Source organism: Streptomyces sp. NPDC012466, assembly GCF_042955215.1.
In the GTDB taxonomy this organism is placed as follows: domain Bacteria; phylum Actinomycetota; class Actinomycetes; order Streptomycetales; family Streptomycetaceae; genus Streptomyces.
This window is the reverse complement of sequence record NZ_JBIBEQ010000003.1, coordinates 263328-285496: the sequence shown is the minus strand read 5'-3', so window position 1 is coordinate 285496 and position 22169 is coordinate 263328. Positions and strand designations below refer to the sequence as shown.

The window sequence follows — 22169 nt, the reverse complement described above, 5'->3', positions numbered from 1 at the left end:
ACCCGTCGGCGGAGCCGACAGGGGGAACCAGCCGATCGAGCGGCGCGTGGATACGATCAGTAAGCAGTACCAGGCAAGTGGCCCGCAGGGCAGTACACAGGACGGCAGCGACGGAGGAGGTGCCCCATGGGAGTCCTGAAGAAGTTCGAGCAGCGTCTCGAAGGTCTGGTCAACGGCACCTTCGCCAAGGTGTTCAAGTCCGAGGTCCAGCCCGTGGAGATCGCGGGAGCTCTCCAGCGTGAGTGCGACAACAACGCCACCATCTGGAACCGCGACCGGACGGTCGTGCCCAACGACTTCATCGTCGAGCTGAGCACCCCGGACTTCGAGCGGCTCAGCCCCTACTCCGGCCAGCTCGGCGACGAACTCGCCGGCATGGTCCGCGACTACGCCAAGCAGCAGCGCTACACCTTCATGGGCCCGATCAAGGTGCACCTGGAGAAGGCGGACGACCTCGACACCGGCCTGTACCGGGTGCGCAGCCGTACGCTCGCCTCCTCCAGCAGCCAGCAGGGCGGCCCGGGGGGCGGCGCCGCGCCCGCCGCCGCGCCGGGTGGACGCCCCGGCGGCTACGGCTACCCGCCGTCCGCCGCGTCCGGCGGCGCCCCGCCCATGCCTGCCTCGCCGCCCCCCGGCGGCCGCCCCGGCGGGTACGGCTACCCGCCCGCCGCGAGCGCCCAGCGGCCCCCGGCCGCCCCGGCCGCCGGCGGACGCACCCGCCACTGGATCGAGATCAACGGCACCCGCCATCAGATCTCCCGCGCGACGCTGGTGCTGGGCCGCAGCACCGACGCCGACGTGCGGATCGACGACCCCGGCGTCTCCCGCCGGCACTGCGAGATCCGGACCGGAACGCCCTCGACGATCCAGGATCTCGGATCCACCAACGGCATCGTGGTGGACGGGCAGCACACCACCCGCGCTACGCTCCGCGACGGCTCGCGGATCGTCGTGGGCAGTACCACCATCATTTACCGGCAAGCCGAAGGGTGAAGCGGGGGCAATGTCAGAGCTGACCCTCACGGTCATGCGGCTGGGTTTCCTGGCCGTACTGTGGCTGTTCGTGATCGTGGCCGTGCAGGTCATCCGCAGCGACCTGTTCGGTACGCGCGTCACCCAGCGCGGATCGCGCCGCGAGGCAGGCCGGCAGCAGCAGGCCGCCCGCCAGGCGCCACCACCCCAGCGCCAGCAGCCCACCGGCGGCCGGCGCGGCCGTAACGCCCCCACCAAGCTGGTCGTGACCGAGGGCACCCTCACGGGCACCACGGTCGCGCTCCAGGGCCAGACCATCACCCTCGGCCGGGCGCACGACTCGACGATCGTGCTGGACGACGACTACGCCTCCAGCCGCCATGCCAGGATCTATCCGGACCGCGACGGCCAGTGGATCGTCGAGGACCTCGGCTCCACCAACGGCACGTACCTGGACCGGTCCCGGCTGACGACTCCCACACCGATTGCGCTGGGCGCGCCGATCCGCATCGGCAAGACCGTCATCGAGCTGCGGAAGTAGTGCTACATCATGGATAGGCGCGAGCGGAGCGAGCACGCAGCGGCGGGCCCCACCCCGGCCCCCGGCGCGCTCCCGACCGGAGGGTGGGCAGTGTGGCTCGACACGACCGGCTGTACCCGGAGCCGACAGGCGAGGTGCGCATGAGTCTCTCCCTGCGCTTCGCGGCCGGATCGCACAAGGGCATGATCCGGGAGGGCAACGAGGACTCCGGATACGCCGGCCCGCGCCTGCTCGCCATCGCCGACGGCATGGGCGGCGCCGCGGCCGGTGAGGTCGCCTCCTCCGAGGCCATCTCCACCATCGTCGCGCTCGACGACGACGTCCCCGGCTCCGACATCCTCACCTCGCTCGGCACGGCGGTGCAGCGCGCCAACGACCAGCTGCGCTCGATGGTCGAGGACGACCCCCAGCTGGAGGGCATGGGGACCACCCTCACCGCCCTGCTGTGGACGGGCCAGCGCCTCGGCCTGGTCCACGTCGGCGACTCGCGCGCCTACCTGCTCCGCGACGGCGTCCTCACGCAGATCACCCAGGACCACACCTGGGTGCAGCGCCTGGTCGACGAGGGCCGCATCACCGAGGAGGAAGCCACCACGCACCCGCAGCGCTCGCTGCTGATGCGCGCCCTCGGATCCGGCGACCACGTCGAGCCCGACCTGTCCATCCGCGAGGTCCGCGCCGGCGACCGCTACCTGATCTGCTCCGACGGCCTGTCCGGCGTGGTGTCCCACCAGACCCTGGAGGACACCCTCGCCAGCTACCAGGGCCCCCAGGAGACCGTCCAGAACCTGATCGAGCTGGCGCTGCGCGGCGGCGGCCCGGACAACATCACGGTCATCATCGCCGACGTCCTCGACCTGGACACCGGCGACACCCTCGCGGGTCAGCTGTCCGACACCCCGGTGGTGGTCGGCGCCGTCGCGGAGAACCAGCACCAGTTGCACGACAACGGCATCATGCAGACCCCCGCCGGCCGCGCCTCCGGGCTCGGCCGTCAGGGGCACGGCCAGGGCGGGGGCGGCGAGTTCGGCCCGCCCGGCTCCGGCGACACCACCGGCTACATCCCGGCGGGCGGCTTCGACTACGCCGACGACGACTTCACCAAGCCCCGCAAGAAGGGCCGGTGGCTGAAGAGATCCCTCTACGGCGTCCTCGCACTGGCCGTCATCGGCGGCGGTCTGTACGGCGGATACCGCTGGACGCAGACGCAGTACTACGTCGGCACCGAGGACGAGCACGTCGCGCTGTACCGGGGCATCAGTCAGGACCTGGCCTGGGTCTCGCTCTCGAAGGTCGAGAAGGACCACCCCGAGATCGAACTCAAGTACCTGCCGCCCTACCAGCAGAAGCTGGTCGAGGCGACCATCCCCGAGGGCGGTCTGAAGGACGCCCAGGCGAAGATCCAGGAACTGTCGGTGCAGGCCTCCGCGTGCAAGAAGCAGGCGCAGCGGCGCGAAGCCGAGAGCCAGAACAACTCCAAGACCGGCGAAGGCGAGGCCGGGGGCACCACGGGAACCACTCCCGCCTCCTTCACGTCCAAGGCCACACCGACGCCGAACCCGTCCAACCCGTCGGGCTCACCCTCGGCGCCGGAGAAGTCCACGCCCCCGACCACGACCGCACCCACTCCCAGCCCCGGCCCCAGCCTCTCGGAGGAAGAGCAGAAGGTCGTCTCGCTGTGCGGTAAGCAGTAGCCGTGAGAGGCCCTGTCACACGATGAGCGGTACGAATACGTCGCACTCGCCGACGCACCACACGTCCACGATCGGCGCCATCGGCGCGCCGAGCCGGCGCAACACCGAGCTCGCGCTGCTGGTGTTCGCCGTAGTCATCCCGGTGTTCGCCTACGCCAACGTCGGCCTGGCCCTTCACGACTCGGTGCCTCCGGGCCTGCTGAGCTACGGGCTCGGGCTCGGGCTGCTCGCGGGTGTCGGCCATCTCGTCGTCCGGAAGTTCGCGCCGTACGCCGACCCCCTGATGCTGCCGCTGGCCACCCTGCTGAACGGGCTGGGTCTGGTCGTCATCTGGCGGCTCGACCAGTCCAAGCGGCTGAGCAACTACGCCGAGGCCGCACCGCGGCAGCTGCTGTACTCGGCGATGGGCGTCGCCCTGCTGGCGGTCGTGGTGATCTTCCTCAAGGACCACCGGGTCCTGCAGCGCTACACGTACATCTCCATGGCCGGCGCGCTGCTCCTGCTGATCCTGCCGCTGGTGCCCGGACTCGGCGCGAACATCTACGGCGCCAAGATCTGGATCAAGATCCCAGGTCTCGGCACGCTCCAGCCCGGTGAGTTCGCGAAGATCGCCCTGGCGGTGTTCTTCGCCGGCTACCTCATGGTCAAGAGGGACGCCCTGGCCCTGGCCAGCCGCCGCTTCATGGGCCTGTACCTGCCGCGCGGCCGCGACCTGGGTCCGATCCTCGTGGTCTGGGTGATCTCGATCCTCATCCTGGTCTTCGAGACCGACCTCGGTACGTCCCTGCTGTTCTTCGGGATGTTCATCATCATGCTGTACGTCGCCACCGAGCGGACCAGCTGGATCGTCTTCGGTCTGCTGATGTCCGCGGTCGGCGCCGTCGGCGTGGCGAGCTTCGAGCCGCACATCCAGACGCGTGTGCAGGCCTGGCTCGACCCGATGCACGAGTTCGAGCTCTCCCGCGCCGGCGTCCAGGACGGCATCGTCCACTCCGAGCAGGCCATGCAGGCCCTGTGGGCCTTCGGCTCCGGCGGCACCCTCGGCACCGGTCTCGGGCAGGGCAACTCCGACCTCATCGGCTTCGCCGCCAACTCCGACTTCATCCTCGCCACCTTCGGCGAGGAACTGGGCCTGGCCGGCGTGATGGCGATCATGCTGCTCTACGGTCTGATCGTCGAGCGGGGTGTGCGCACCGCCCTCGCGGCCCGCGACCCGTTCGGCAAGCTGCTGGCGATCGGCCTGTCCGGCGCCTTCGCCCTCCAGGTGTTCGTCGTCGCCGGCGGTGTGATGGGCCTCATCCCGCTGACCGGTATGACGCTGCCGTTCGTGGCGTACGGCGGTTCCTCCGTGATCGCCAACTGGGCCCTGATCGGGATCCTGCTGAGAATCAGCGACACGGCCCGCCGTCCGGCCCCCGCTCCCGCCGCCAACCCCGACGCCGAGATGACCCAGGTGGTCCGCCCGTCATGAACAAGCCCCTGCGCCGGATCGCGATCTTCTGCGGTCTGCTCGTTCTGGCCCTGCTGATCCGCGACAACTGGATCCAGTACGTTCAGGCCGACGAGCTCAGGACCGACAAGAACAACCGCCGCGTCATCATCGAGCGCTACGCCTCCCCCCGCGGCGACATCATCGTCGACGGGAAGCCGATCACCGGTTCCGCCGAGACGCCGGGCAGCGACTTCAAGTTCAAGCGCACCTACAAGGACGGCCCGATGTGGGCGCCGGTCACCGGCTACGCCTCGCAGGCCTTCGGCGCCACCCAGCTGGAGTCCCTCGAGGACGGCATCCTCACCGGCAATGACGACCGGCTGTTCTTCCGCAACACCCTCGACATGCTCACCGGTGAGAAGCAGCAGGGCGGCAATGTCGTCACGACGCTGAACGCCGCCGCTCAGAAGGCCGCGTACAACGGCCTGAAGAAGCAAGGGGGCAAGGGCGCCGTCGTCGCGCTGGAGCCGTCGACGGGCAAGATCCTGGCCCTGGCCTCCTACCCGTCGTACGACCCCACGTCCTTCGCCGGGAACTCCACGACGACGGACACCAAGGCCTGGCAGAAGCTGCAGAAGAAGGTCAACCCGAACGACCCGATGCTCAACCGGGCGCTGCGCGAGACCTACCCGCCCGGCTCCACCTTCAAGGTGGTCACCGCGGCCGCGGCGCTGGAGGACGAGCTGTACACCAGCGCCGACGCCAAGACGGACTCGCCGGACCCCTGGATCATGAAGGGCACCACCACCAAGCTGCCCAACGAGGGCAACATCCCCTGCAAGAACGCGACGCTGCGGGTGGCCCTCCAGTACTCCTGCAACACCGTCTTCGGCAAGATCGGCTCGGACCTCGGCAACGACAAGATGCTGGACATGGCCAAGAAGTTCGGCTTCGGCGAGGAGCAGTTCACGCCGGTCCGCGCCAACGCCTCGGTCTTCTCCGACGGCATGAACCCCTCGCAGACCGCGCTGTCCTCGATCGGTCAGTTCAACACCGCCGCCACCCCGCTGCAGATGGCCATGGTCGCCTCGGCGGTCGCCAACGACGGCAAGCTGATGAAGCCGTACATGGTCGACGAGCTCCAGTCGCCCGGCGTCGACCCCATCGCCAAGACCGATCCGGAGGAGCTGAGCCAGCCGCTGTCGGCGGAGAACGCCCAGATCCTGCAGTCGATGATGGAGACGGTCGTCGACAAGGGCACGGGCTCGAACGCCAAGATCCCCGGGGTCACGGTGGGCGGCAAGACCGGTACCGCCCAGCACGGTGTCGACAACAGCGAGAACCCCTACGCGTGGTTCATCTCCTACGCCAAGGGCGACGACGACAGCTCGCCGGTCGCCGTGGCGGTCGTCGTCGAGGACGACAACGCCGTCCGTGACGACATCTCCGGTGGCGGCCTCGCGGCTCCGATCGCGAGGAACGTGATGGAGGCGGTCATCAACAGCAAGAAGTGACCCCGATCACGTCCGCTTCACATCGGTGCACGTTGCGATACCGGTCCTGTATCGGCTGACGGGCTTGGCCAGGTCACACAAAGCGAGCCGGGTACGGTAGGCCCGGACGGCAGCCTCGACCGTACAAGCGTGCCGGTCGGGACCGACGGAGAGGGCTGGTAGGTAGCTATGGAAGAGCCGCGTCGCCTCGGCGGCCGGTACGAACTGGGCCAGGTGCTCGGGCGTGGTGGCATGGCGGAGGTCTACCTCGCGCATGACACCCGCCTCGGACGCACCGTGGCGGTGAAGACGCTGCGCGCTGATCTCGCGCGCGACCCTTCCTTCCAGGCCCGGTTCCGCCGGGAGGCCCAGTCGGCCGCCTCGCTCAACCATCCCGCGATCGTCGCGGTCTACGACACGGGCGAGGACTACATCGACAACGTGTCGATCCCGTACATCGTCATGGAGTACGTGGACGGCTCGACCCTGCGTGAGCTGCTGCACTCCGGCCGCAAGCTGCTGCCGGAGCGGTCCATGGAGATGACCATCGGCATCCTCCAGGCCCTGGAGTACTCCCACCGCGCCGGCATCGTCCACCGCGACATCAAGCCGGCGAACGTCATGCTGACGCGCAACGGCCAGGTCAAGGTCATGGACTTCGGCATCGCCCGCGCCATGGGCGACTCCGGCATGACGATGACGCAGACCTCCGCGGTCATCGGCACCGCCCAGTACCTCTCGCCGGAGCAGGCGAAGGGCGAGCAGGTCGACGCCCGGTCCGACCTGTACTCCACCGGCTGTCTGCTCTACGAACTGCTGACTGTGCGTCCGCCGTTCGTCGGCGACTCCCCGGTCGCCGTGGCCTACCAGCACGTCCGCGAGGAGCCGCAGGCGCCGAGCGTCTTCGACCCCGAGATCACGCCCGAGATGGACGCGATCGTGCTGAAGGCGCTCGTCAAGGACCCGGACTACCGCTACCAGTCGGCCGACGAGATGCGCGCCGACATCGAGGCCTGCCTCGACGGCCAGCCCGTCGCTGCCACCGCCGCGATGGGCGCTGTGGGCTACGGCGGCTACCCCGACGACCAGCCGACGACGGCCCTGCGCGCGGACTCCGGCGCCGGCGCCACGTCCATGCTGCCCCCGATGAACCCGGACGACGGCGGCTACGGCTACGACGACCGCCCCGACCGGCGCCGCGGCCAGCAGCGCAAGTCCAACACCTCCACGATCCTGCTGGTGGTGGCGGGCATCCTCGTCCTGGTCGGGGCGATCCTGATCGGCCGGTGGGCGTTCAGCGGCAACGACGTGGCCGACGACCCGGCTACCGTCCCCAATCTCGTCGGCCAGAAGCTGAGTGATGCCAAGCGGCTGGCCGTGAACAGCGACCTGAAGCTGAGCACCACGGAGAAGCCCTGCGAGAAGCAGAGCAAGGGCAAGATCTGCGAGCAGAACCCGGCCCCCACGACCGAGGTCGAGAAGTACTCCACCATCGAAGTCGTGGTGTCGACGGGCGCGCCGAAGGTGACGGTTCCCAGCGTCACCGGCCTGAGTGTCGACGAGGCGAAGGAAAAGCTGGCGGGCGACAAGTACGCGTTCAAGATCGAGACGAGGACCCGGACGTCCCCCGAACAACCGGGCACCGTGCTCGACCAGAACCCGACCACGGGCGAAGAGGTGGAGAAGGGTTCGACGATCACCCTGACCGTCGCCAAGGCCGAGGAGAAGGCCACCGTGCCCGACGTCGTCGGTCAGACCTGTGACGCTGCGAAGTCCCAGATGGAGGCCAACGACCTGACCGGTCAGTGCTCCGAGCAGGAGACCGACGACCCGAACCAGGTCGGCAAGGTCATCTCCACCACTCCGTCGGCCAATCAGCAGGTCGACAAGAACTCGTCGGTGCAGATCGTCGTCGGCAAGGCGAAGCAGCAACAGCAGAAGGTGAAGGTGCCGGAGGTCCGGCTGCGGACGCTGGCCCAGGCCAAGCAGATCCTGCAGCAGAACGGGTTCACCAACATCCAGGTGTCCGGCTCGCAGGACGACAACGCCGTGGTGACCCAGCAGGATCCGCAGCCGGGTACCGAGGTCGACAACCCGGGCGGCCAGGCCATCACCCTGACCACCGCGGGCGGCGGCAACAACAACAACGGCGGCGGTGACAACGGCGGCGGCGGCATCTTCGGAGGTGCCATCGGCCGCAGCGAGGACGACTGATCCGCGCTTCGTGACGCAGGGCGCCCCGGCACTCCGAGAGTGCCGGGGCGCCCTGCTGTCCGCGCCAGGAGGGCGTGACCGTCCACCACGCTTAATTCTCGCCATCTCCTCTTGATGATCGATTAGGATCCGTCCTTGGTCGCGTTTTGAACGCGACATGACCATTGGGGGAAATCATCAAGAAGCGAATTCTCACTGCCGTCGGCGCCGCCTGCGCCCTGACCTTCCTCGCGACGGGAACGGCGAACGCCGGCACCAACAGCGGCTTCGTCTACACGACGGACTGGGACCCGGGCGGCAAGGGGGCCTTCGGCCACGACGGCGACTGCCTGACCGTCTACGACGACCAGAGCGATGGTTACGCTGTCGAGATCCACCTGTTCAGGATGAGCGACTACAAGACGATCGCCGAACTGAAGACGACGCAGCCCGCCCAGTCGCACGAGTACAAGTGCTTCGGGAGCCAGGTGCCCGAGAACATCAAGGTCGGCGTCCGGGTCTCGCTCATCAAGAGCGGTGACAAGTTCAGCGGTTTCAAGCACAACCTCACCACCTGAGCCGCGTCGGCTGACCGGTAGCGCATAGGGGGCTCGTCCCGAGTGACACTCGGGACGAGCCCCCCTTTCGGTTCAGCCGAGCGCCGCGCGAACCGCCCGCCGGGTCAGCCCAGTTCCTTCGGCGGAGTCCGCTCGCTGTCCACCTTCTCCACCCGCTCCAGCTCACCCCACACGACGTACCGGTACGTGCTCGTGTACACCGGCGTGCAGGTCGTCAGGGTGATGTAGTGGCCCGGCTTCTTCCTGCCGGACTCCTTCGGGACCTGGGAGAGGACCTTGACGTTGTACTTCGAGGTCTCGGGAAGGATGTCGTAGACCTTGTAGACGTACCACTTGTCCTTCGTCTCGAAGACGATCGGGTCGCCCTTCCTGATCTTGTCGATGTTGTGGAACTTCGCGCCGTGGCCGTCCCGGTGGGCGGCGAGGGAGAAGTTGCCGTCCTTGCCCGACATCGGCAGCGTCGCCTTCACGGGGTCGGTGTAGTAACCGGCGACACCGTCGTTGAGGATCTTGTTCGACGTGCCCTTCTCGACCAGGACCTCGCCGTTCTTCATCGCCGGGACGTGCAGGAAGCCGATGCCGTTCTTGGTGTCCAGCGCCCCGGGGCCGCCCCGGCCGTGGGCCCAGCCCTCGCGGACCTCGTCGGCCTGCTTGCCGGCCGCGCGGTCGGCGACCACGTTCGTCCACCACAGCGAGTAGACGACGAACAGGCCGAGGACCAGCCCCGCCGTGATGAGGAGTTCCCCGAAGAAGCTGACCGTCATGGCGATCGGGCCGGGCCTGCGGCGCGCCGCAGGCGGCCGGGACGCCCCGCCGGTGTGCTTCTCGTGGTCCGTGTCGGTGGTCGCTGCCACTGGTCATCTGCCCTTAACTGACGAGCGCATCCGGCTTGCCCTTGCTGCGCGGCCGTTCCTCGACCATCTTGCCCCAGACGATCATCCGGTACTTGCTGGTGAACTCCGGCGTGCACGTGGTCAGCGTGATGTAGCGGCCGGGCTTGGTGAATCCGGACCCCGTGGGCACCGGATTCAGGACGCTGGTGTTGCTCGGCGGCGTCACCGGCAGGATCGACGCCATCTTGTAGACGAAGTACTCGTCCTGCGTCTCCACGACGATCGGATCGCCCGGAGCGAGCTTGTTGATGTAACGGAACGGTTCTCCGTGGGTGTTGCGGTGGCCCGCGAGCCCGAAGTTACCGGTCTTGTCACCGGGCATCGCCGTCTTCAGCGCGCCCTCGGCGTAGTGGCCGACCATGCCCCGGTCCAGCACGCCCTTGCTGCTGGTGCCCTCGGCGATCGGGACCACCACGTCCAGCTTGGGAATGTGCAGGATCGCGAAACCCTGGCCCGGCTCGAAGGCTCCCGGGCTGCGCTTGCCGCTCGCCCAGTCGTTCTGGAGACTGCTGGCCTCCTGGCCGGCCTGGGCATGCGCCCGCACGTTCGTCCACCACAGCTGGTAGGTGACGAACAGCAGCATCAGCACGCCGGCGGTGATGAACACCTCGCCTATCGCCCGGCTCGCGACGACCGCGGCGCCCGGCTTGCGCGCCCGCGCCTGCCGCCGCGCCTCCACCCGTGACAGCGGCGCCCGCGACCGGCTCCCCGTGGCGGAGCCGCTGCCGGTGTCGCTGCCGCTGTGGGCGGCCGACGGGGCGTCCGAGGCCCCGCCATGACGCCCGTGACGGCGTTTGGCGGCCTTTCTGCGGGCCGCGCGACCTCCCGGGGCGGATCCGTCCTGCCGGGAGGCCGAGGAAGCCGCAGAGCCCGCTGGGGACGCGCCGGTCCCCGGCGGGGGGTCCGGTATCCGCAGCGCCACCGTCTCCTCGTCGACCGGCGGCAGAAACCGCTCGTCCGAGACGGGTTCGTACGACGCGTACGGCTCCGGCTGCGGCGGGTCCGACTGCGGCTGCCCGCCCTGCCCCGCCGGATACGGCTGCGGCTGCGGGGTCGCACCGTACGTCCCTCCGCCCGGCCACTCCTCGAACGCACCCGGCACCCCGTACGACTGCTGCCCGTACGAGGTGTCGGACTCGCGCTCGGGGCGCAGCGCGGTCACGCCGTGGCCCTGCCCACCACCGGGGCGAGCCCGGCCGACCTCGCCACCGCGCCCTGGTCGCCGCACTCCACCAGCCAGTTGGCCAGCATCCGGTGCCCGTGTTCGGTCAGCACCGACTCGGGGTGGAACTGCACACCCTCGACCGGCAGTTCGCGGTGCCTCAGGCCCATCACGATGCCGTCGTGCGTACGGGCCGTGACCTCCAGCTCGGCCGGGACCGTCGCCGGCTCGGCGGCCAGCGAGTGGTAGCGCGTCGCCGTGAAAGGAGAGGGCAGGCCCGCGAAGACGCCCCCGCCACCGTGCTCGACCAGCGAGGTCTTGCCGTGCAGCAGCTCGGGCGCACGATCCACCACACCGCCGTACGCCACCTGCATCGACTGCATGCCGAGACAGACACCGAAGACCGGGACACCCGTGTCGGCACAATGCCGGACCATGTCGACACACACCCCGGCCTGCTCCGGCGTGCCAGGGCCCGGGGAGAGCAGAACGCCGTCGAAGCCGTCCTGGGCGTGCGCCGTCGACACCTCGTCGTTGCGCAGGACCTCGCACTCGGCGCCCAGCTGGTACAGGTACTGGACCAGGTTGAAGACGAAGCTGTCGTAGTTGTCGACGACGAGAATGCGCGCGCTCACTGGTTGTCCACCGTCACATCGTTGAAGGGCAGCAGCGGTTCCGCCCACGGGAAGACGTACTGGAAGAGGACGTAGACCACGGCCACGACCAGGACGAGTGAGATCACTGCCTTCGCCCACGTGTTCCCCGGCAGATGCCGCCAGATCCAGCCGTACATGCCGTCCCTTCCGTCGTACCACGGCACCAGACCCACGCCGTACAGCCACCAGACTAACGGCGCAGCGCCTCTGGTTTCCCGGCCTCCACGGGCTGGGTGGAGTCCAGGTGCGCCCAGACGATCAGCCGATGACTGTGCCCCCATTCCGGTTCGCACGTGGTCAGCGTCAGATAGCGTCCCGAACGCGTGTACCCGGATGTACGTGGGACAGGGTCGATCACCTCGATGTCCGAGGGCACTGTTTTGTACGGGCCTTTGTCGATCCGATACGTGAACCAGGTCGTGCCGTCGGTCAGCACCACCGCGTCACCGCGTCTGAGCTCGGGGAAGTCCTTGAAGGGGTCGCCGTAGGTGCGGCGGTGACCGGCGACCGCGAAGTTCCCCTCCTGCCCGAGCCGGGCGGTCTCGGCGTAGTGGCCCAGTCCCTTCTTCAGGGTCCCGGTGGCGGTGCCTTCGAGCACGGGCTTGTTCCACGTGAAACCGAGCCGCGGGATGTACATGATCGCGAAGGGCCTGCCCTCGGCGTACGTCGCCGGCTCGGGAGGGTCCGCCGGGGAGCCGCCGGCCGGCGGGCGGGGCTTGGACCACTCCTTCCGGAGCAGGTCGATCTGGTCGTCCATGACGCCGTCGGCCCGCACCCCGGTCCAGAAGAGCACGTAGACGACGAACAGCACGATCACGCTGCCGACGGTGATGCAGAGTTCGCTGACGGTCCTGACGATCACGCGCACCGGCGGCTCCCCCGGGCCTCGCCTCTACTCCACAGGCTTCGCGTAGTGCAGATCCACTGTGCCCGAGTAGCCGGGCAGAGTCACCGGGCCGTTCTCCTCGACTTTCCAGCCGAGCCCGTAGACGTTGACGTAGACCATGTAGTTCTGGATCGCCGGGGAGGCCGCGAGCGCCTTCTGCAGCCTGTCCGGGTCACCCACCGCGGTGATCTTGTACGGCGGTGAGTAGACACGGCCCTGCAGGATCAGGGTGTTGCCCACGCAGCGCACCGCGCTGGTGGAGATCAGCCGCTGGTCCATGACCTTGATGCCCTTGGCACCGCCCTGCCACAGCGCGTTCACCACGGCCTGGAGGTCCTGCTGGTGGATGACCAGGTAGTCGGGCTGCGGCTCGGGATAGCCGGGGAGCTTGGCGGTGGCGTCCGGCGGCGCGTCGTTGAGCGTGACCGAGAGCGAGTCGCCCTTGAGCGCCTGCGTGCCCGCCCGCTTCTCCAGGGCGGAGAGCTTGTCGTCCTCCGCCTTGGTGCTGCCGTCGTCGCGCTCGGCGAGCGCCTCTATGTCCTTGCGCAGGGTGCCGTTGGTCTCGTCCAGCTCGCCGTTCTCACGGCTGCGCTCGTGGATGAGGTCGGACAACTTCAGCAGCGAGGAGTCCGTGCGGATGTTGGTGCCCTTGGCGGTGTCGAAGCTGGTGAAGAAGATGAGACCCGCGAGAGCGAAGACGGCCGCCGTGAGGACCCGCACCGGCCGGAAACGGCGCGAGCGCCCAGGGGTGGATCCCGTCCCGGGGGAGTCGGCAGAATTGCTCAACGTACCCTTATCTCCTTCGGCGCGGCGGAAGCACTACGCTAACGGACGCCCGGGGGAGCAATCGGAGTCCCCTTACGCTGCCCCAGACCGACCCAGTTACCTGCGCGGCCACGCAGCGCATCGACAGGAGAGACCCTCGTGCCGAAGTCACGTATCCGCAAGAAGGCCGACTACACGCCGCCGGCTGCCAAGCAGACGACCGCCATCAAGCTGAGCAACCGTGCTTGGGTCGCGCCCGTCATGCTGGCCATGTTCCTCATCGGCCTGGCCTGGATCGTCGTCTTCTACGTCACCGACGGCTCGCTGCCCCTCGACTCGCTGGGCAACTGGAACATCGTGGTCGGCTTCGGCTTCATCGCCGCCGGATTCGGCGTCTCGACCCAGTGGAAGTAGCGGTCACCGGAAGGTGAACGCAGCTCTGCCCAGGGCTGTTCACTGAGTTATCCACAGCGGTTTTCCACATGGGGAAAAGAAAGACGATCTGTGGATAACTCGCGGGACGTTGACGCCGGTATGACGGAAGTACCGGCACTCGAAAACTTGTTCGCCCCCTGCCTGACCTGCGGAAACGCAGGTCGGTGACAGGGGGCACACGTGTTCCTGCACAGCGTGCACAAGATCCGGCACCCGCTGTGGACAACGCCTGCTCAGACGAGCTGCGCGGTCCTCAGAACGGTCACCAGCACGACCACTCCCAGGACCAGGGCGCAGGTGCCGTACTGGACCAGTGCGCGCCGCTCGCGCGGGGCGTGGACCATGGCGTATCCCACGACGACACCGGCGACGAGGCCGCCGATGTGGGCTTGCCACGAGATGTTGAAGCCCGGGCTGAAGGTGAAGATCAGGTTGATCACCAGCAGGGCGATGATCGGCCGCATGTCGTAGTTGAGCCGGCGCATCAGCACGGCCGTGGCACCGAAGAGGCCGAAGATCGCGCCGGAGGCGCCCAGTGTGGCCGTGTTCGGGGAGGCCAGCAGATAGGCCAGGGCGCTGCCCGCGAGTCCGGAGATGAAGTAGAGCGCGAGGTAGCGGACGCGGCCGAGCGCGGCTTCGAGCGGACCGCCGAGCCACCACAGGCTGAGCATGTTGAACGCGATGTGCCAGATCTCCTGGTGCGTGAACATCGATGTCACCATGCGGTACCACTCGCCTCCCGCCACGCCCTGGGTGGGCGTGAAGGGCGCGGGCGGCCAGGCGCCGAGGAGGACGAGGTCGCTCAGCAGTGCCTCGTGGACCTGGACGGCGATGAACACGGCCAGGTTGATCCCGATGAGGATCTTGGTCAGCAGCCGCGTGTCGGCGGCGATGGAACCGCCCGCGATCGTCCGGGGCATGGCGGCTGTGGGCGAGTGGCCCGTGCCGGAGCCGGTGCGGACGCATTCGGGGCACTGGAAGCCGACGGAGGCGTTGACCATGCACTCGGGGCAGATCGGGCGCTCGCAGCGGGTGCAGCGGATCCCGGTCTCGCGGTCCGGGTGGCGGTAGCACATGGGGACGCTGTGGGCGTCCTGCGGGCTGCCCGCAGCCTGGTCGTCCATGGTCTCCCCTAGGTCGTGTGAGAAAAGCCCGCCCCGCCCATCCTTACGGATGAGCGGGGCGATTGGTTCCCTGCGGGAGCCTTCGCGCTCAGCGGGTCTCGACGACGACCGACTCGATGACCACGTCGTTCAGCGGGCGGTCGGTGCGCGGGTTCGTCTGGGTCGTGGCGATGGTGTCCACGACCTTCTGGCTGGCCGCGTCGGTGACCTCACCGAAGATGGTGTGCTTGCGGTTCAGCCACGCGGTCGGGGAGACGGTGATGAAGAACTGCGAGCCGTTGGTGCCCGGGCCGGCGTTGGCCATCGCCAGCAGGTAGGGCTTGTCGAAGCGCAGGTCCGGGTGGAACTCGTCTTCGAACTGGTAGCCGGGGCCGCCGGTGCCGTTGCCCAGCGGGTCACCGCCCTGGATCATGAAGCCACTGATCACCCGGTGGAAGACCGTGCCGTCGTAGAGCCTGTCGGTGGACTTCTGGCCCGTCTCCGGGTGGGTCCACTCCCGCTCGCCCTGGGCGAGCTCGACGAAGTTCTTGACCGTCTTGGGCGCGTGGTTCGGCAGAAGCCGGACTTCGATGTCGCCGTGATTGGTCTTCAGGGTGGCATAGAGCTGCTCAGCCACGATCTGCCTTCCGTTGTCTTTCCGTGACCCCCTGATCCTCGCACGGACCAGCCCCGCCGTCGCCTGAGCTCGGTGCAGCGGGGGGAAACCCTCGGCGGGGTTCACAGAAAACCGGTCGAGTAGTCCCGCGGCGGGGGCGCGCGGCGGAGATCCGTGGCATTGTCGACGACAAGCTCCTGTTGCCCCCTATTTCGTCCGCTATCGCACGCGATCGGCACTGGATGCCGGTTCGCGTGACCCGGATGCCCGTCCGCGCATGCCTGGTCGTGCACCGGGAGGCATGATCCGTAAAAGGGTGGAAAGTCGAAATACCGTACGCCACCGAGGAGGAGGAACCCGTGACCCGCATCGACAGCGTGCGCGCCGCGACTGGTTCGGCGAAGGACAGCGTGCTGCACGCCGCGGAAGTGGTGGCGCCCTACGCCGACACGGCCAAGGACAGGGCCGCGCACTACGCACACGAGGCACGCGTACGGCTAGCGCCCAAGGTGACGCAGGCCGCAGGGCAGGCGCGCGTCCAGTACGGCACCCTTGTGCAGCCGTATCTGGAGCAGGCCCGCACGCATGTGCCGCCGAAGGTCGACCAGGCCGCCCAGGAAGCCGCCGAACGCACCCGCAAGGCTGCCCGCCAGGCGGCGGAGTACTCCAGGCCGAGGATCGAGCAGGCGGTGGCCGCGGCCGTGCCTGTCACGGCCGAGGCCGCAGCCCGGAGCGTGGCCGCCATGGCCGCGCTGCGCGGTCAGGTCTCGTCGAAGGAGATCCAGAAGCTGGTCCGCAAGCACGAGAGGCGGGCCAGGGCCGGTAAGGCCATGAAGACGCTGGTGATCCTGGGTGCCGTGGCGGGCGGTGCCTTCGCCGCGTGGAAGTGGTGGGACAAGCAGGCCAACCCGGACTGGCTGGTGGAGCCGCCGGCCGCGACGGAGGTGCCCGAGTCGGGGCACCTGTCTTCCGTGGACGGCACGGGCCAGTCGGTACTGGATCCTGAGGTCGAGGCGAAGCAGGCCGAGGACGAGGCCTCGCAGCGCGACGACCGTCCCTGAGGGCGCCGGATTCAACAGCACGGCGGGGCGGGAGACTTGAGGGTCTCCCGCCCCGCCGTGCTGTTTCACGTGAAACACGCGTCACCGGGATCCGCCCGGAAACGCACAATGCCCCCCGAGGCTGCGTTTCCGCAGCTCGGAGGGCATTTTCGGGGTGGAGCCTAGGGGAGTCGAACCCCTGACATCTGCCATGCAAAGACAGCGCTCTACCAACTGAGCTAAGGCCCCGGAAGGTGACATCCCACCGGAGGAACCGCGTCCCGGCGGGCGTCGGAGACCAGAGTACCGGGTCACCCCCGTAGTTCCGCAAAAAGATTGGGGGTCCCCGTCGTCGACCACTCTCCGTAAGATGCTCGGCGTGGTTCGCTACCGCGAACCGCCGTACATGGGGAAGCGATGGGGAGACGCAATGGACGCCGCACAGCAGGAAGCGACCGCAAGAGCGCGGGAACTGCAGCGGAACTGGTACGGGGAGCCGTTGGGGGCGCTCTTCCGTAGGCTCATCGACGATCTTGGTCTCAACCAGGCTCGTCTCGCGGGGGTTCTGGGACTGTCCGCTCCGATGCTGTCACAGCTGATGAGCGGTCAGCGGGCGAAGATCGGCAACCCGGCCGTGGTGCAGCGAGTGCAGCTGCTCCAGGACCTGGCGGGTCAGGTCGCGGACGGCAGCGTGAGCGCGGCCGAGGCCACCGAGCGCATGGAGGAGATCAAGAAGTCACAAGGGGGCTCGGTGCTCAGCAACACCACACAGACCACGAGCAGTTCGGGGGCGCCCACGGTCAAGCGCGTCGTGCGCGAGATCCAGTCGCTGCTGCGGTCGGTCGCGGCGGCGGGTGACATCATCGACGCCGCCGACACCCTCGCCCCGACCCATCCGGAGCTGGCAGAGTTCCTCCGGGTCTACGGGGCCGGCCGCACCTCGGACGCGGTCACGCACTACCAGTCCCACCAGAGCTGATCCCCGGCCCGACCGCCGAAGGGGGTTCGGCAGCGGGCTGCGGGTGAGGTGACGGGGGACGCGTCACGGTACGGGCGGGCACGAGGGGGCGTGCGCCGTACGGGGGACCGGTCGACGCGAGGGGGACGTATCACTCATCGGGGGAGTCGGGGGGCGTCAGGGGGAGCCGTTTCGCCCGTCGGGGAGTCGTAGCGCTCACCGAGGGGGAAGCAAGGGGGGAAGCCGCCAGGGGGAGGAGCGACGTACAGCCATGGGTGAGGTCTTCGCCGGCCGGTACGAACTGGTCGACCCGATCGGACGCGGAGGGGTCGGTGCCGTCTGGCGCGCCTGGGACCACCGCCGCCGTCGCTACGTGGCCGCCAAGGTCCTGCTCCAGAGCGACGCGCACTCGCTGCTGCGCTTTGTCCGCGAACAGGCCCTGCGGATCGACCACCCCCATGTGCTCGCCCCCACCAGCTGGGCCGCAGACGACGACGAGGTCCTGTTCACCATGGACCTGGTGGCGGGCGGATCACTGGTCCATCTCGTCGGGGACTACGGCCCCCTGCCGCCGGCTTTCGTCTGCACCCTGCTCGACCAGTTGCTGGCCGGCCTGGCCGCGGTGCACGCGGAGGGCGTGGTGCACCGTGACGTCAAACCCGCCAACGTGCTCCTGGAGGCCACCGGCACGGGCCGGCCGCGGCTGCGGCTGTCCGACTTCGGCATCGCGATGCGGCTGGGCGAGCCCCGGCTGACCGAGACCAATCTCGTCGTCGGGACGCCCGGTTATCTCGCGCCCGAGCAGATGATGGGCGCCGAACCCGACTTCCCCGCCGACCTGTTCGCCGTAGGGCTGGTCGCGCTGTATCTGCTGGAGGGCGCCAAGCCGGACAGCAAGGCGCTCATCCAGTACTTCGCCGAGCACGGAACGCCCGGTGCGCCCAAAGGCATTCCGGAGCCACTGTGGCAGGTGGTGGCCATGTTGCTCCAGCCGGATCCGGAGGCGCGGTTCCGTACGGCGACGGGGGCGCGCAAGGCACTCGCCGCCGCCGCGGAGCTCCTCCCGGAGCCGGGCCCGGACGACGAGCTGATCGAGATCTTCGATCAACTCGGCCCGCTTCCCCGGGGGTTCGCGCCCGAAGGGCCGCTGGAGAGGGCGAAGGGGCTGGGCCCGAGAGCGGAGCCGTCCCACCCGGGGACGGGCGAGGAGCAGTCCGGGCGGGGAGCGGACGAGGCGGACCTGCCGGTCCCCGGCGGGCAGCACGCAGACGTGTCACGTCATGCCCGGTCCCAGGCGAGCGCGTCGTCAATATCGTCCGACCCGCGACGGACCACCGACCCGTCGGCCGCCGCCCAGCCGTCTTCCATGTCGGACACCGGCAGCTTCCCGCTGCCGCCTCCGCAGGCCACCGTCACCACGTCCCCGGCGCCCGGAGCACCACGCCCCGCACCGGCCCAGGGCCCGCGCCCGCAGGCTCCGGTCTCCCCTCACGACCCCACGCACCCTTTGTCCACCGCCCAGCCGCTCCCCCCTGTGTACTCCGGCCCCTCCCTGCCCCCTGCGGAGCAGTACCGCACGGACGCCCCCACCGCCTCGTACACGGCCTGGACCCCGCAGGCCCCGCCGGTCCCCCAGGCACCGTCGCGGCACCGTGCGCACAAGCCTTCCCGCCCCGGCCCTCCGGCCAAGGTGGCGGTGCCCCTGCTGCTCCTGGCGCTGGCCTGTTACGCCGTGGGCTTCTGGGCCCTGACCCGCATCTGAGGGGTCCGGCGGCGGACCGGGGAGCGCCCGGCTCTCCCTTTACGCGGCGTTCCTCCGCCGAGCCACCAGGGTCCACACCCCGAGCCCCACCAGCAGCGCGCTGCCGGTGCCGATCCCGCCCACGGCGAGCGCCCTCATCGCGGTGTCATCGCCCCCGGCCACGCCCTGCGCAGCCGCCTCCAGGTCCTCGTCCGAGACCTCGAAGACGCCCTTCGGCTCGGACTCCCCCGCGTACTCGGGCCCGCTCCGCGCCTCCCCGCTCACCCGGACCCGCAGCGTCATCACGAACGGCCCGTCGCCGAAGGTGTCGGCGACGCCCTCGGAGAGGTGGGCGACGAGGTAGTAGGAGCCGGCGAAGCGCAGCGCGCTCACCTGCGCGGTGGCGGCGTAGCGGTTGGCGTGGTCGACCGGTGGGAGCGGGGGCAGGCTCCCGGACTTCTGGCCGCCGTCGTAACCGACACCCACGTCGGCGACGTCACCGCGTGCCGGGTTGTAGAGGGCCAGGTTCAGCGCGTCGGAGGTGTAGCCGGTGGCGCCGGAGCCCGAGCTGCCGAGATCGGCGGTGACGGAGACCTGCTGTCCCCAGTCGACGGGCACCTTGTAGAAGAGTGTCTGGCCGGGCCGGATGTCGTCCCGCCAGACTCCCTGGTCGAGGGGTGTGGCGCCGGTGAAGCCCGCGCCGCCCTTCCGGCGCTGGGACTGTCCCTGGACCGGCTGGGGCGTGGCGGAGTTCCACACCTCGGGAGCGCTGGTCGCCCCGGTCGTCTCCGTCCGCGGTTCCGTCATGGCGACGAGTTCCAGGTCCCAGGCGTCCGGTGAGGAGCCCTCGCCCTCGGGGTCGACGCGCTCGACCGACACGTAGTACGCACCCGCCTTGCGGCACAGCGACTTGTTGGGCGAGATCTCGCGCATGCCCCACGCGGCGATGGGGTGGGGGCTGCGGGAGGCGCCGAAGTCGGTGTTGTCGACGGAGCAGGTGTTCCCCTCGGCGTCCTGCACGGTCACTTTGACCCCGTCGATGACGGAGACGGTGCTGCCGGGGGAGGGGACGGCGGTGACGGAGACGTACGCGTTCGTCGCGGCGTCGAGTTCGAGGCCGTAGCTGACCTTGCCGCTGCCGGGCAGGGAGCTCTTGTAGGTCCGGCCGGGCTCCAGGAGAGCGGCGTCCCCGGTGCTCGCCGCGCCCTCGACGCTCTGCGCGCCGTCAGCGAAGGCGTACGGGGCCGGGGCGGCGGAGGCCTCTCCGGCAGCGTCGGCCCGGCCGGGCGTCACGGCCGCCGTCGTCCCCAGCACCACCGCCACGGCCCCCAGGCGTACGGCCCGCGCCGGACGGCCGCGCCACGCTCCCGCGCGCCGTCCCCGCGCCGTACGACACCGTCCCCTCACGCGCCACCCCTCACGTCGCCGGACCACACAGCCCGTGAAACCGTGGCCCATCCTGCCGCGTCGGCCGGGTCCACGACCGGCCCTCGGCACACAAAACCCCGACCGCGAGGCGGCCGGGGTGTGCTCGGTCTGGGTTGTCGTGACTCACGAACCCGTGGGCACGGAGTCAGTCGCCTCCGTCCACAGATCCTGCTCGGCGCGATCCGCCTGGATCTGGCGGTACACGAGGAGCCCGCCGATGGCGGCCAGTGCGACCAGGAGAAGCTTCTTCACCGCGCTACCTCGTCTTTCCTTGACGTAGGGGACCTCTGGCGCCCGACTATACACACCGACCGAGACCGATCGGTGACCTGAGTCGGCCGTCAACTCCCGTCCCGGAAACCGGGATAGAAGCGGAGTACATCGTTCCGATCGGAGGGTGATCACACCTGGACGGACGGTTACTTTGACCTCTCTTCATCGCTCTCCTCACGTTTTCACCCCCCTTGCGGCCATACGGGTGGTGTTCATCTGAACATCGACGCGCCACGGGTCGAGATCCACCACTTCTCGGCGCCCATACACATCATGAGGAAAGTACGCAAATCGCCCAACCCGAAAGTGAGGGGTTATGGCCCGGAACAAGGTCATGACGCTGTGGACCGCCATCGTCACCGCCTTCCTCGCGCTGTGCACGGCGCTCGGACTCGTCACCACGACCGCCGCCGCGGCGGTACCGCAGAGCGAGCAGAAGAGCAACAGCGGCGGCGCGAGCATCCCGCAGCAGCGGACAGCGGCACCGGCGGCCTTCCCCTGGTCCTCCCCCAAGGCCCTGCCCCCCACGATGAAGCAGCGCATCCGCGCCGAGGCCCATGGCAAGACCCCCCGCTGCCGGCACCGCTCGCCCGCGGACACGGCGGCCTCCCCCAGCACCGACTGCACGGATGAGGACCCCGACGCCGAGGCGGACCATTTCACCCCCCTGCAGCGCTGAACCTCCGGCACGACGTCCTGGCGATCCCGCGTACAGAGCCCGGCAGCTCGACAGAGCCGCCGGGCTCACGCATGTCCCGGCCCCCGCCGCCGACCGCGCGAGGACACACCGGAGAGACGGAAAATCCCCGACCGTCACCGGTCGGGGGTCATCGCGCCGATGCGCTTCTCACTGCTTCCGCTGGCCGAGGACACAGAACTCGTTGCCCTCCGGGTCGGCCATGACGATCCACGACTGATCGCCCTGGCCGATGTCGACCCGCTTGGCGCCGTGCGCCTCTAGGCGAGCCACTTCGGCGGCCTGGTCGTCGGGCCTGAAGTCGAGGTGCAGCCGGCTCTTGGACTGCTTGGCCTCCTCGATGCGGACGAAATCCAGCCCTGGCATGCGATCCGGCTCGGGGCGGATCTCGAACTCGTCGTCGGAGGAGTACACCACCACCCAGCCCAGCGCGTCGGCCCACCACTGCCCCAGGGCCACCGGATCCACCGCGTGAACGATTACCTGTTCCCATTCCAAGGTCATTTACCGAGTCTAGGCACGGGGATGGCTCGAAAACAGGCGGTTCAAGCGCTGGGTGGGAGAACCGGACCGCGGCTGACGGCGGCCCTGTACAGCGAAGAACCCCAGCCGA

23 protein-coding genes and 1 tRNA gene are annotated in these 22169 nt (G+C 69.1%); 12 read left to right on the top strand and 12 right to left on the bottom strand.

Annotated elements, in window-relative coordinates; genetic code table 11:
• Positions 1-126 precede the first annotated feature (126 nt).
• From ACFY9E_RS13705 to ACFY9E_RS13675, 7 genes are all read left to right on the top strand, one after another.
• The gene (locus tag ACFY9E_RS13705; RefSeq protein ID WP_390982668.1) at positions 127-993 is read left to right on the top strand and encodes an FhaA domain-containing protein; all 867 of its coding nucleotides are present in this window, start codon (positions 127-129) and stop codon (positions 991-993) included.
• Between the two features lie 10 nt (positions 994-1003).
• Positions 1004-1513, top strand: coding sequence for an FHA domain-containing protein (locus ACFY9E_RS13700; protein WP_283968366.1), 510 nt, complete (start codon positions 1004-1006; stop codon positions 1511-1513).
• A 140-nt stretch (positions 1514-1653) separates the two neighbouring features.
• Entirely contained in the window at positions 1654-3207 is a 1554-nt protein-coding gene (locus ACFY9E_RS13695) for a Stp1/IreP family PP2C-type Ser/Thr phosphatase (RefSeq protein WP_390982665.1), read from the top strand.
• Between the two features lie 22 nt (positions 3208-3229).
• The gene (locus ACFY9E_RS13690) at positions 3230-4678 is read left to right on the top strand and encodes an FtsW/RodA/SpoVE family cell cycle protein (protein WP_390982662.1); all 1449 of its coding nucleotides are present in this window, start codon (positions 3230-3232) and stop codon (positions 4676-4678) included.
• Entirely contained in the window at positions 4675-6153 is a 1479-nt protein-coding gene (locus ACFY9E_RS13685; RefSeq protein WP_390982660.1) for a penicillin-binding transpeptidase domain-containing protein, read from the top strand. The genes ACFY9E_RS13690 and ACFY9E_RS13685 overlap by 4 nt, the downstream gene beginning before the upstream one ends.
• A 168-nt stretch (positions 6154-6321) precedes the next feature.
• Positions 6322-8346, top strand: coding sequence for a Stk1 family PASTA domain-containing Ser/Thr kinase (pknB, locus tag ACFY9E_RS13680; RefSeq protein ID WP_390982657.1), 2025 nt, complete (start codon positions 6322-6324; stop codon positions 8344-8346).
• 164 nt (positions 8347-8510) lie between these two features.
• Positions 8511-8903, top strand: a complete 393-nt coding sequence (locus ACFY9E_RS13675) for a hypothetical protein (RefSeq protein ID WP_390982654.1) — start codon at positions 8511-8513, stop codon at positions 8901-8903.
• Positions 8904-9007: 104 nt separating this feature from the next.
• Here ACFY9E_RS13675 and ACFY9E_RS13670 read toward each other — a convergent pair whose 3' ends face one another.
• The 6 genes from ACFY9E_RS13670 to ACFY9E_RS13645 are packed head-to-tail and all read right to left on the bottom strand — an operon-like array spanning position 9008 to position 13286.
• The gene (locus ACFY9E_RS13670) at positions 9008-9757 is read right to left on the bottom strand and encodes a class E sortase (RefSeq protein WP_390982651.1); all 750 of its coding nucleotides are present in this window, start codon (positions 9755-9757) and stop codon (positions 9008-9010) included.
• Positions 9758-9770: 13 nt separating this feature from the next.
• Entirely contained in the window at positions 9771-10958 is a 1188-nt protein-coding gene (locus ACFY9E_RS13665) for a class E sortase (protein ID WP_390982649.1), read from the bottom strand.
• Positions 10955-11593, bottom strand: coding sequence for an aminodeoxychorismate/anthranilate synthase component II (locus tag ACFY9E_RS13660; protein ID WP_104779146.1), 639 nt, complete (start codon positions 11591-11593; stop codon positions 10955-10957). Before ACFY9E_RS13660 ends, ACFY9E_RS13665 begins: the two co-directional genes overlap by 4 nt.
• Positions 11590-11787: a hypothetical protein gene (locus tag ACFY9E_RS13655; protein WP_037668147.1), complete on the bottom strand. Its 198-nt coding sequence runs from the start codon at positions 11785-11787 to the stop codon at positions 11590-11592. Before ACFY9E_RS13655 ends, ACFY9E_RS13660 begins: the two co-directional genes overlap by 4 nt.
• 17 nt (positions 11788-11804) lie before the next feature.
• Entirely contained in the window at positions 11805-12482 is a 678-nt protein-coding gene (locus tag ACFY9E_RS13650) for a class E sortase (RefSeq protein ID WP_390982646.1), read from the bottom strand.
• Between the two features lie 24 nt (positions 12483-12506).
• The gene (locus ACFY9E_RS13645; protein WP_390982644.1) at positions 12507-13286 is read right to left on the bottom strand and encodes a DUF881 domain-containing protein; all 780 of its coding nucleotides are present in this window, start codon (positions 13284-13286) and stop codon (positions 12507-12509) included.
• A 138-nt stretch (positions 13287-13424) separates the two neighbouring features.
• On the opposite strand from ACFY9E_RS13645, the gene crgA reads away from it, so the two are divergent.
• Positions 13425-13679 (top strand): cell division protein CrgA, encoded by a 255-nt coding sequence (crgA, locus tag ACFY9E_RS13640; RefSeq protein ID WP_390982641.1) that lies wholly within the window; start codon positions 13425-13427, stop codon positions 13677-13679.
• A 254-nt stretch (positions 13680-13933) separates the two neighbouring features.
• Here the strand turns inward: crgA and ACFY9E_RS13635 are convergent, their stop codons facing one another.
• Both ACFY9E_RS13635 and ACFY9E_RS13630 read right to left on the bottom strand, forming a co-directional pair.
• Positions 13934-14824, bottom strand: coding sequence for a rhomboid family intramembrane serine protease (locus tag ACFY9E_RS13635; protein ID WP_390982638.1), 891 nt, complete (start codon positions 14822-14824; stop codon positions 13934-13936).
• An 88-nt stretch (positions 14825-14912) separates the two neighbouring features.
• Positions 14913-15440 carry a peptidylprolyl isomerase gene (locus tag ACFY9E_RS13630; RefSeq protein ID WP_390982635.1) on the bottom strand — a complete coding sequence of 176 codons (528 nt, stop codon included), beginning with the start codon at positions 15438-15440 and terminating at the stop codon, positions 14913-14915.
• 338 nt (positions 15441-15778) lie between these two features.
• Here ACFY9E_RS13630 and ACFY9E_RS13625 point away from each other — a divergent pair, with 338 nt between their 5' ends.
• A complete protein-coding gene (locus ACFY9E_RS13625) occupies positions 15779-16480 on the top strand; it encodes a DUF5324 family protein (RefSeq protein ID WP_390982632.1) in 702 nt (233 codons plus the stop codon).
• Positions 16481-16635: 155 nt separating this feature from the next.
• Here ACFY9E_RS13625 and ACFY9E_RS13620 read toward each other — a convergent pair.
• Positions 16636-16708, bottom strand: a tRNA-Ala gene (locus ACFY9E_RS13620).
• A gap of 181 nt (positions 16709-16889) precedes the next feature.
• On the opposite strand from ACFY9E_RS13620, the gene ACFY9E_RS13615 reads away from it, so the two are divergent.
• Together ACFY9E_RS13615 and ACFY9E_RS13610 are read left to right on the top strand one after the other, a co-directional pair.
• Positions 16890-17438, top strand: a complete 549-nt coding sequence (locus ACFY9E_RS13615; protein ID WP_190900819.1) for a DNA-binding protein — start codon at positions 16890-16892, stop codon at positions 17436-17438.
• Between the two features lie 250 nt (positions 17439-17688).
• Positions 17689-19179, top strand: a complete 1491-nt coding sequence (locus ACFY9E_RS13610; protein ID WP_390982630.1) for a protein kinase — start codon at positions 17689-17691, stop codon at positions 19177-19179.
• Positions 19180-19218: 39 nt separating this feature from the next.
• Here the strand turns inward: ACFY9E_RS13610 and ACFY9E_RS13605 are convergent, their stop codons facing one another.
• Both ACFY9E_RS13605 and ACFY9E_RS13600 read right to left on the bottom strand, forming a co-directional pair.
• Positions 19219-20565: a hypothetical protein gene (locus tag ACFY9E_RS13605; RefSeq protein WP_390982627.1), complete on the bottom strand. Its 1347-nt coding sequence runs from the start codon at positions 20563-20565 to the stop codon at positions 19219-19221.
• 144 nt (positions 20566-20709) lie between these two features.
• Complete coding sequence (locus ACFY9E_RS13600) at positions 20710-20838, bottom strand: DLW-39 family protein (RefSeq protein ID WP_003999697.1); 129 nt, start codon at positions 20836-20838, stop codon at positions 20710-20712.
• A 337-nt stretch (positions 20839-21175) separates the two neighbouring features.
• Between ACFY9E_RS13600 and ACFY9E_RS13595 the strand changes: the two genes are divergently transcribed.
• On the top strand, positions 21176-21538 hold the full coding sequence (locus ACFY9E_RS13595; RefSeq protein ID WP_390982624.1) for a DUF6344 domain-containing protein: 363 nt from the start codon (positions 21176-21178) through the stop codon (positions 21536-21538).
• Positions 21539-21706: 168 nt separating this feature from the next.
• Here the strand turns inward: ACFY9E_RS13595 and ACFY9E_RS13590 are convergent, their stop codons facing one another.
• Positions 21707-22060: a VOC family protein gene (locus tag ACFY9E_RS13590; protein WP_390982621.1), complete on the bottom strand. Its 354-nt coding sequence runs from the start codon at positions 22058-22060 to the stop codon at positions 21707-21709.
• Positions 22061-22169 lie beyond the last annotated feature (109 nt).

Coding starts and splice junctions, on each gene's coding strand:
- ACFY9E_RS13615 (WP_190900819.1), top strand. CDS start 16,890: ATGGACGCCGCACAGCAGGAAGCGACCGCAAGAGCGCGGGAACTGCAG.
- ACFY9E_RS13595 (WP_390982624.1), top strand. CDS start 21,176: ATGGCCCGGAACAAGGTCATGACGCTGTGGACCGCCATCGTCACCGCC.
- ACFY9E_RS13685 (WP_390982660.1), top strand. CDS start 4,675: ATGAACAAGCCCCTGCGCCGGATCGCGATCTTCTGCGGTCTGCTCGTT.
- ACFY9E_RS13705 (WP_390982668.1), top strand. CDS start 127: ATGGGAGTCCTGAAGAAGTTCGAGCAGCGTCTCGAAGGTCTGGTCAAC.
- ACFY9E_RS13690 (WP_390982662.1), top strand. CDS start 3,230: ATGAGCGGTACGAATACGTCGCACTCGCCGACGCACCACACGTCCACG.
- ACFY9E_RS13700 (WP_283968366.1), top strand. CDS start 1,004: ATGTCAGAGCTGACCCTCACGGTCATGCGGCTGGGTTTCCTGGCCGTA.
- ACFY9E_RS13695 (WP_390982665.1), top strand. CDS start 1,654: ATGAGTCTCTCCCTGCGCTTCGCGGCCGGATCGCACAAGGGCATGATC.
- ACFY9E_RS13610 (WP_390982630.1), top strand. CDS start 17,689: ATGGGTGAGGTCTTCGCCGGCCGGTACGAACTGGTCGACCCGATCGGA.
- pknB (WP_390982657.1), top strand. CDS start 6,322: ATGGAAGAGCCGCGTCGCCTCGGCGGCCGGTACGAACTGGGCCAGGTG.
- ACFY9E_RS13590 (WP_390982621.1), bottom strand. CDS start 22,060: ATGACCTTGGAATGGGAACAGGTAATCGTTCACGCGGTGGATCCGGTG.
- ACFY9E_RS13635 (WP_390982638.1), bottom strand. CDS start 14,824: ATGGACGACCAGGCTGCGGGCAGCCCGCAGGACGCCCACAGCGTCCCC.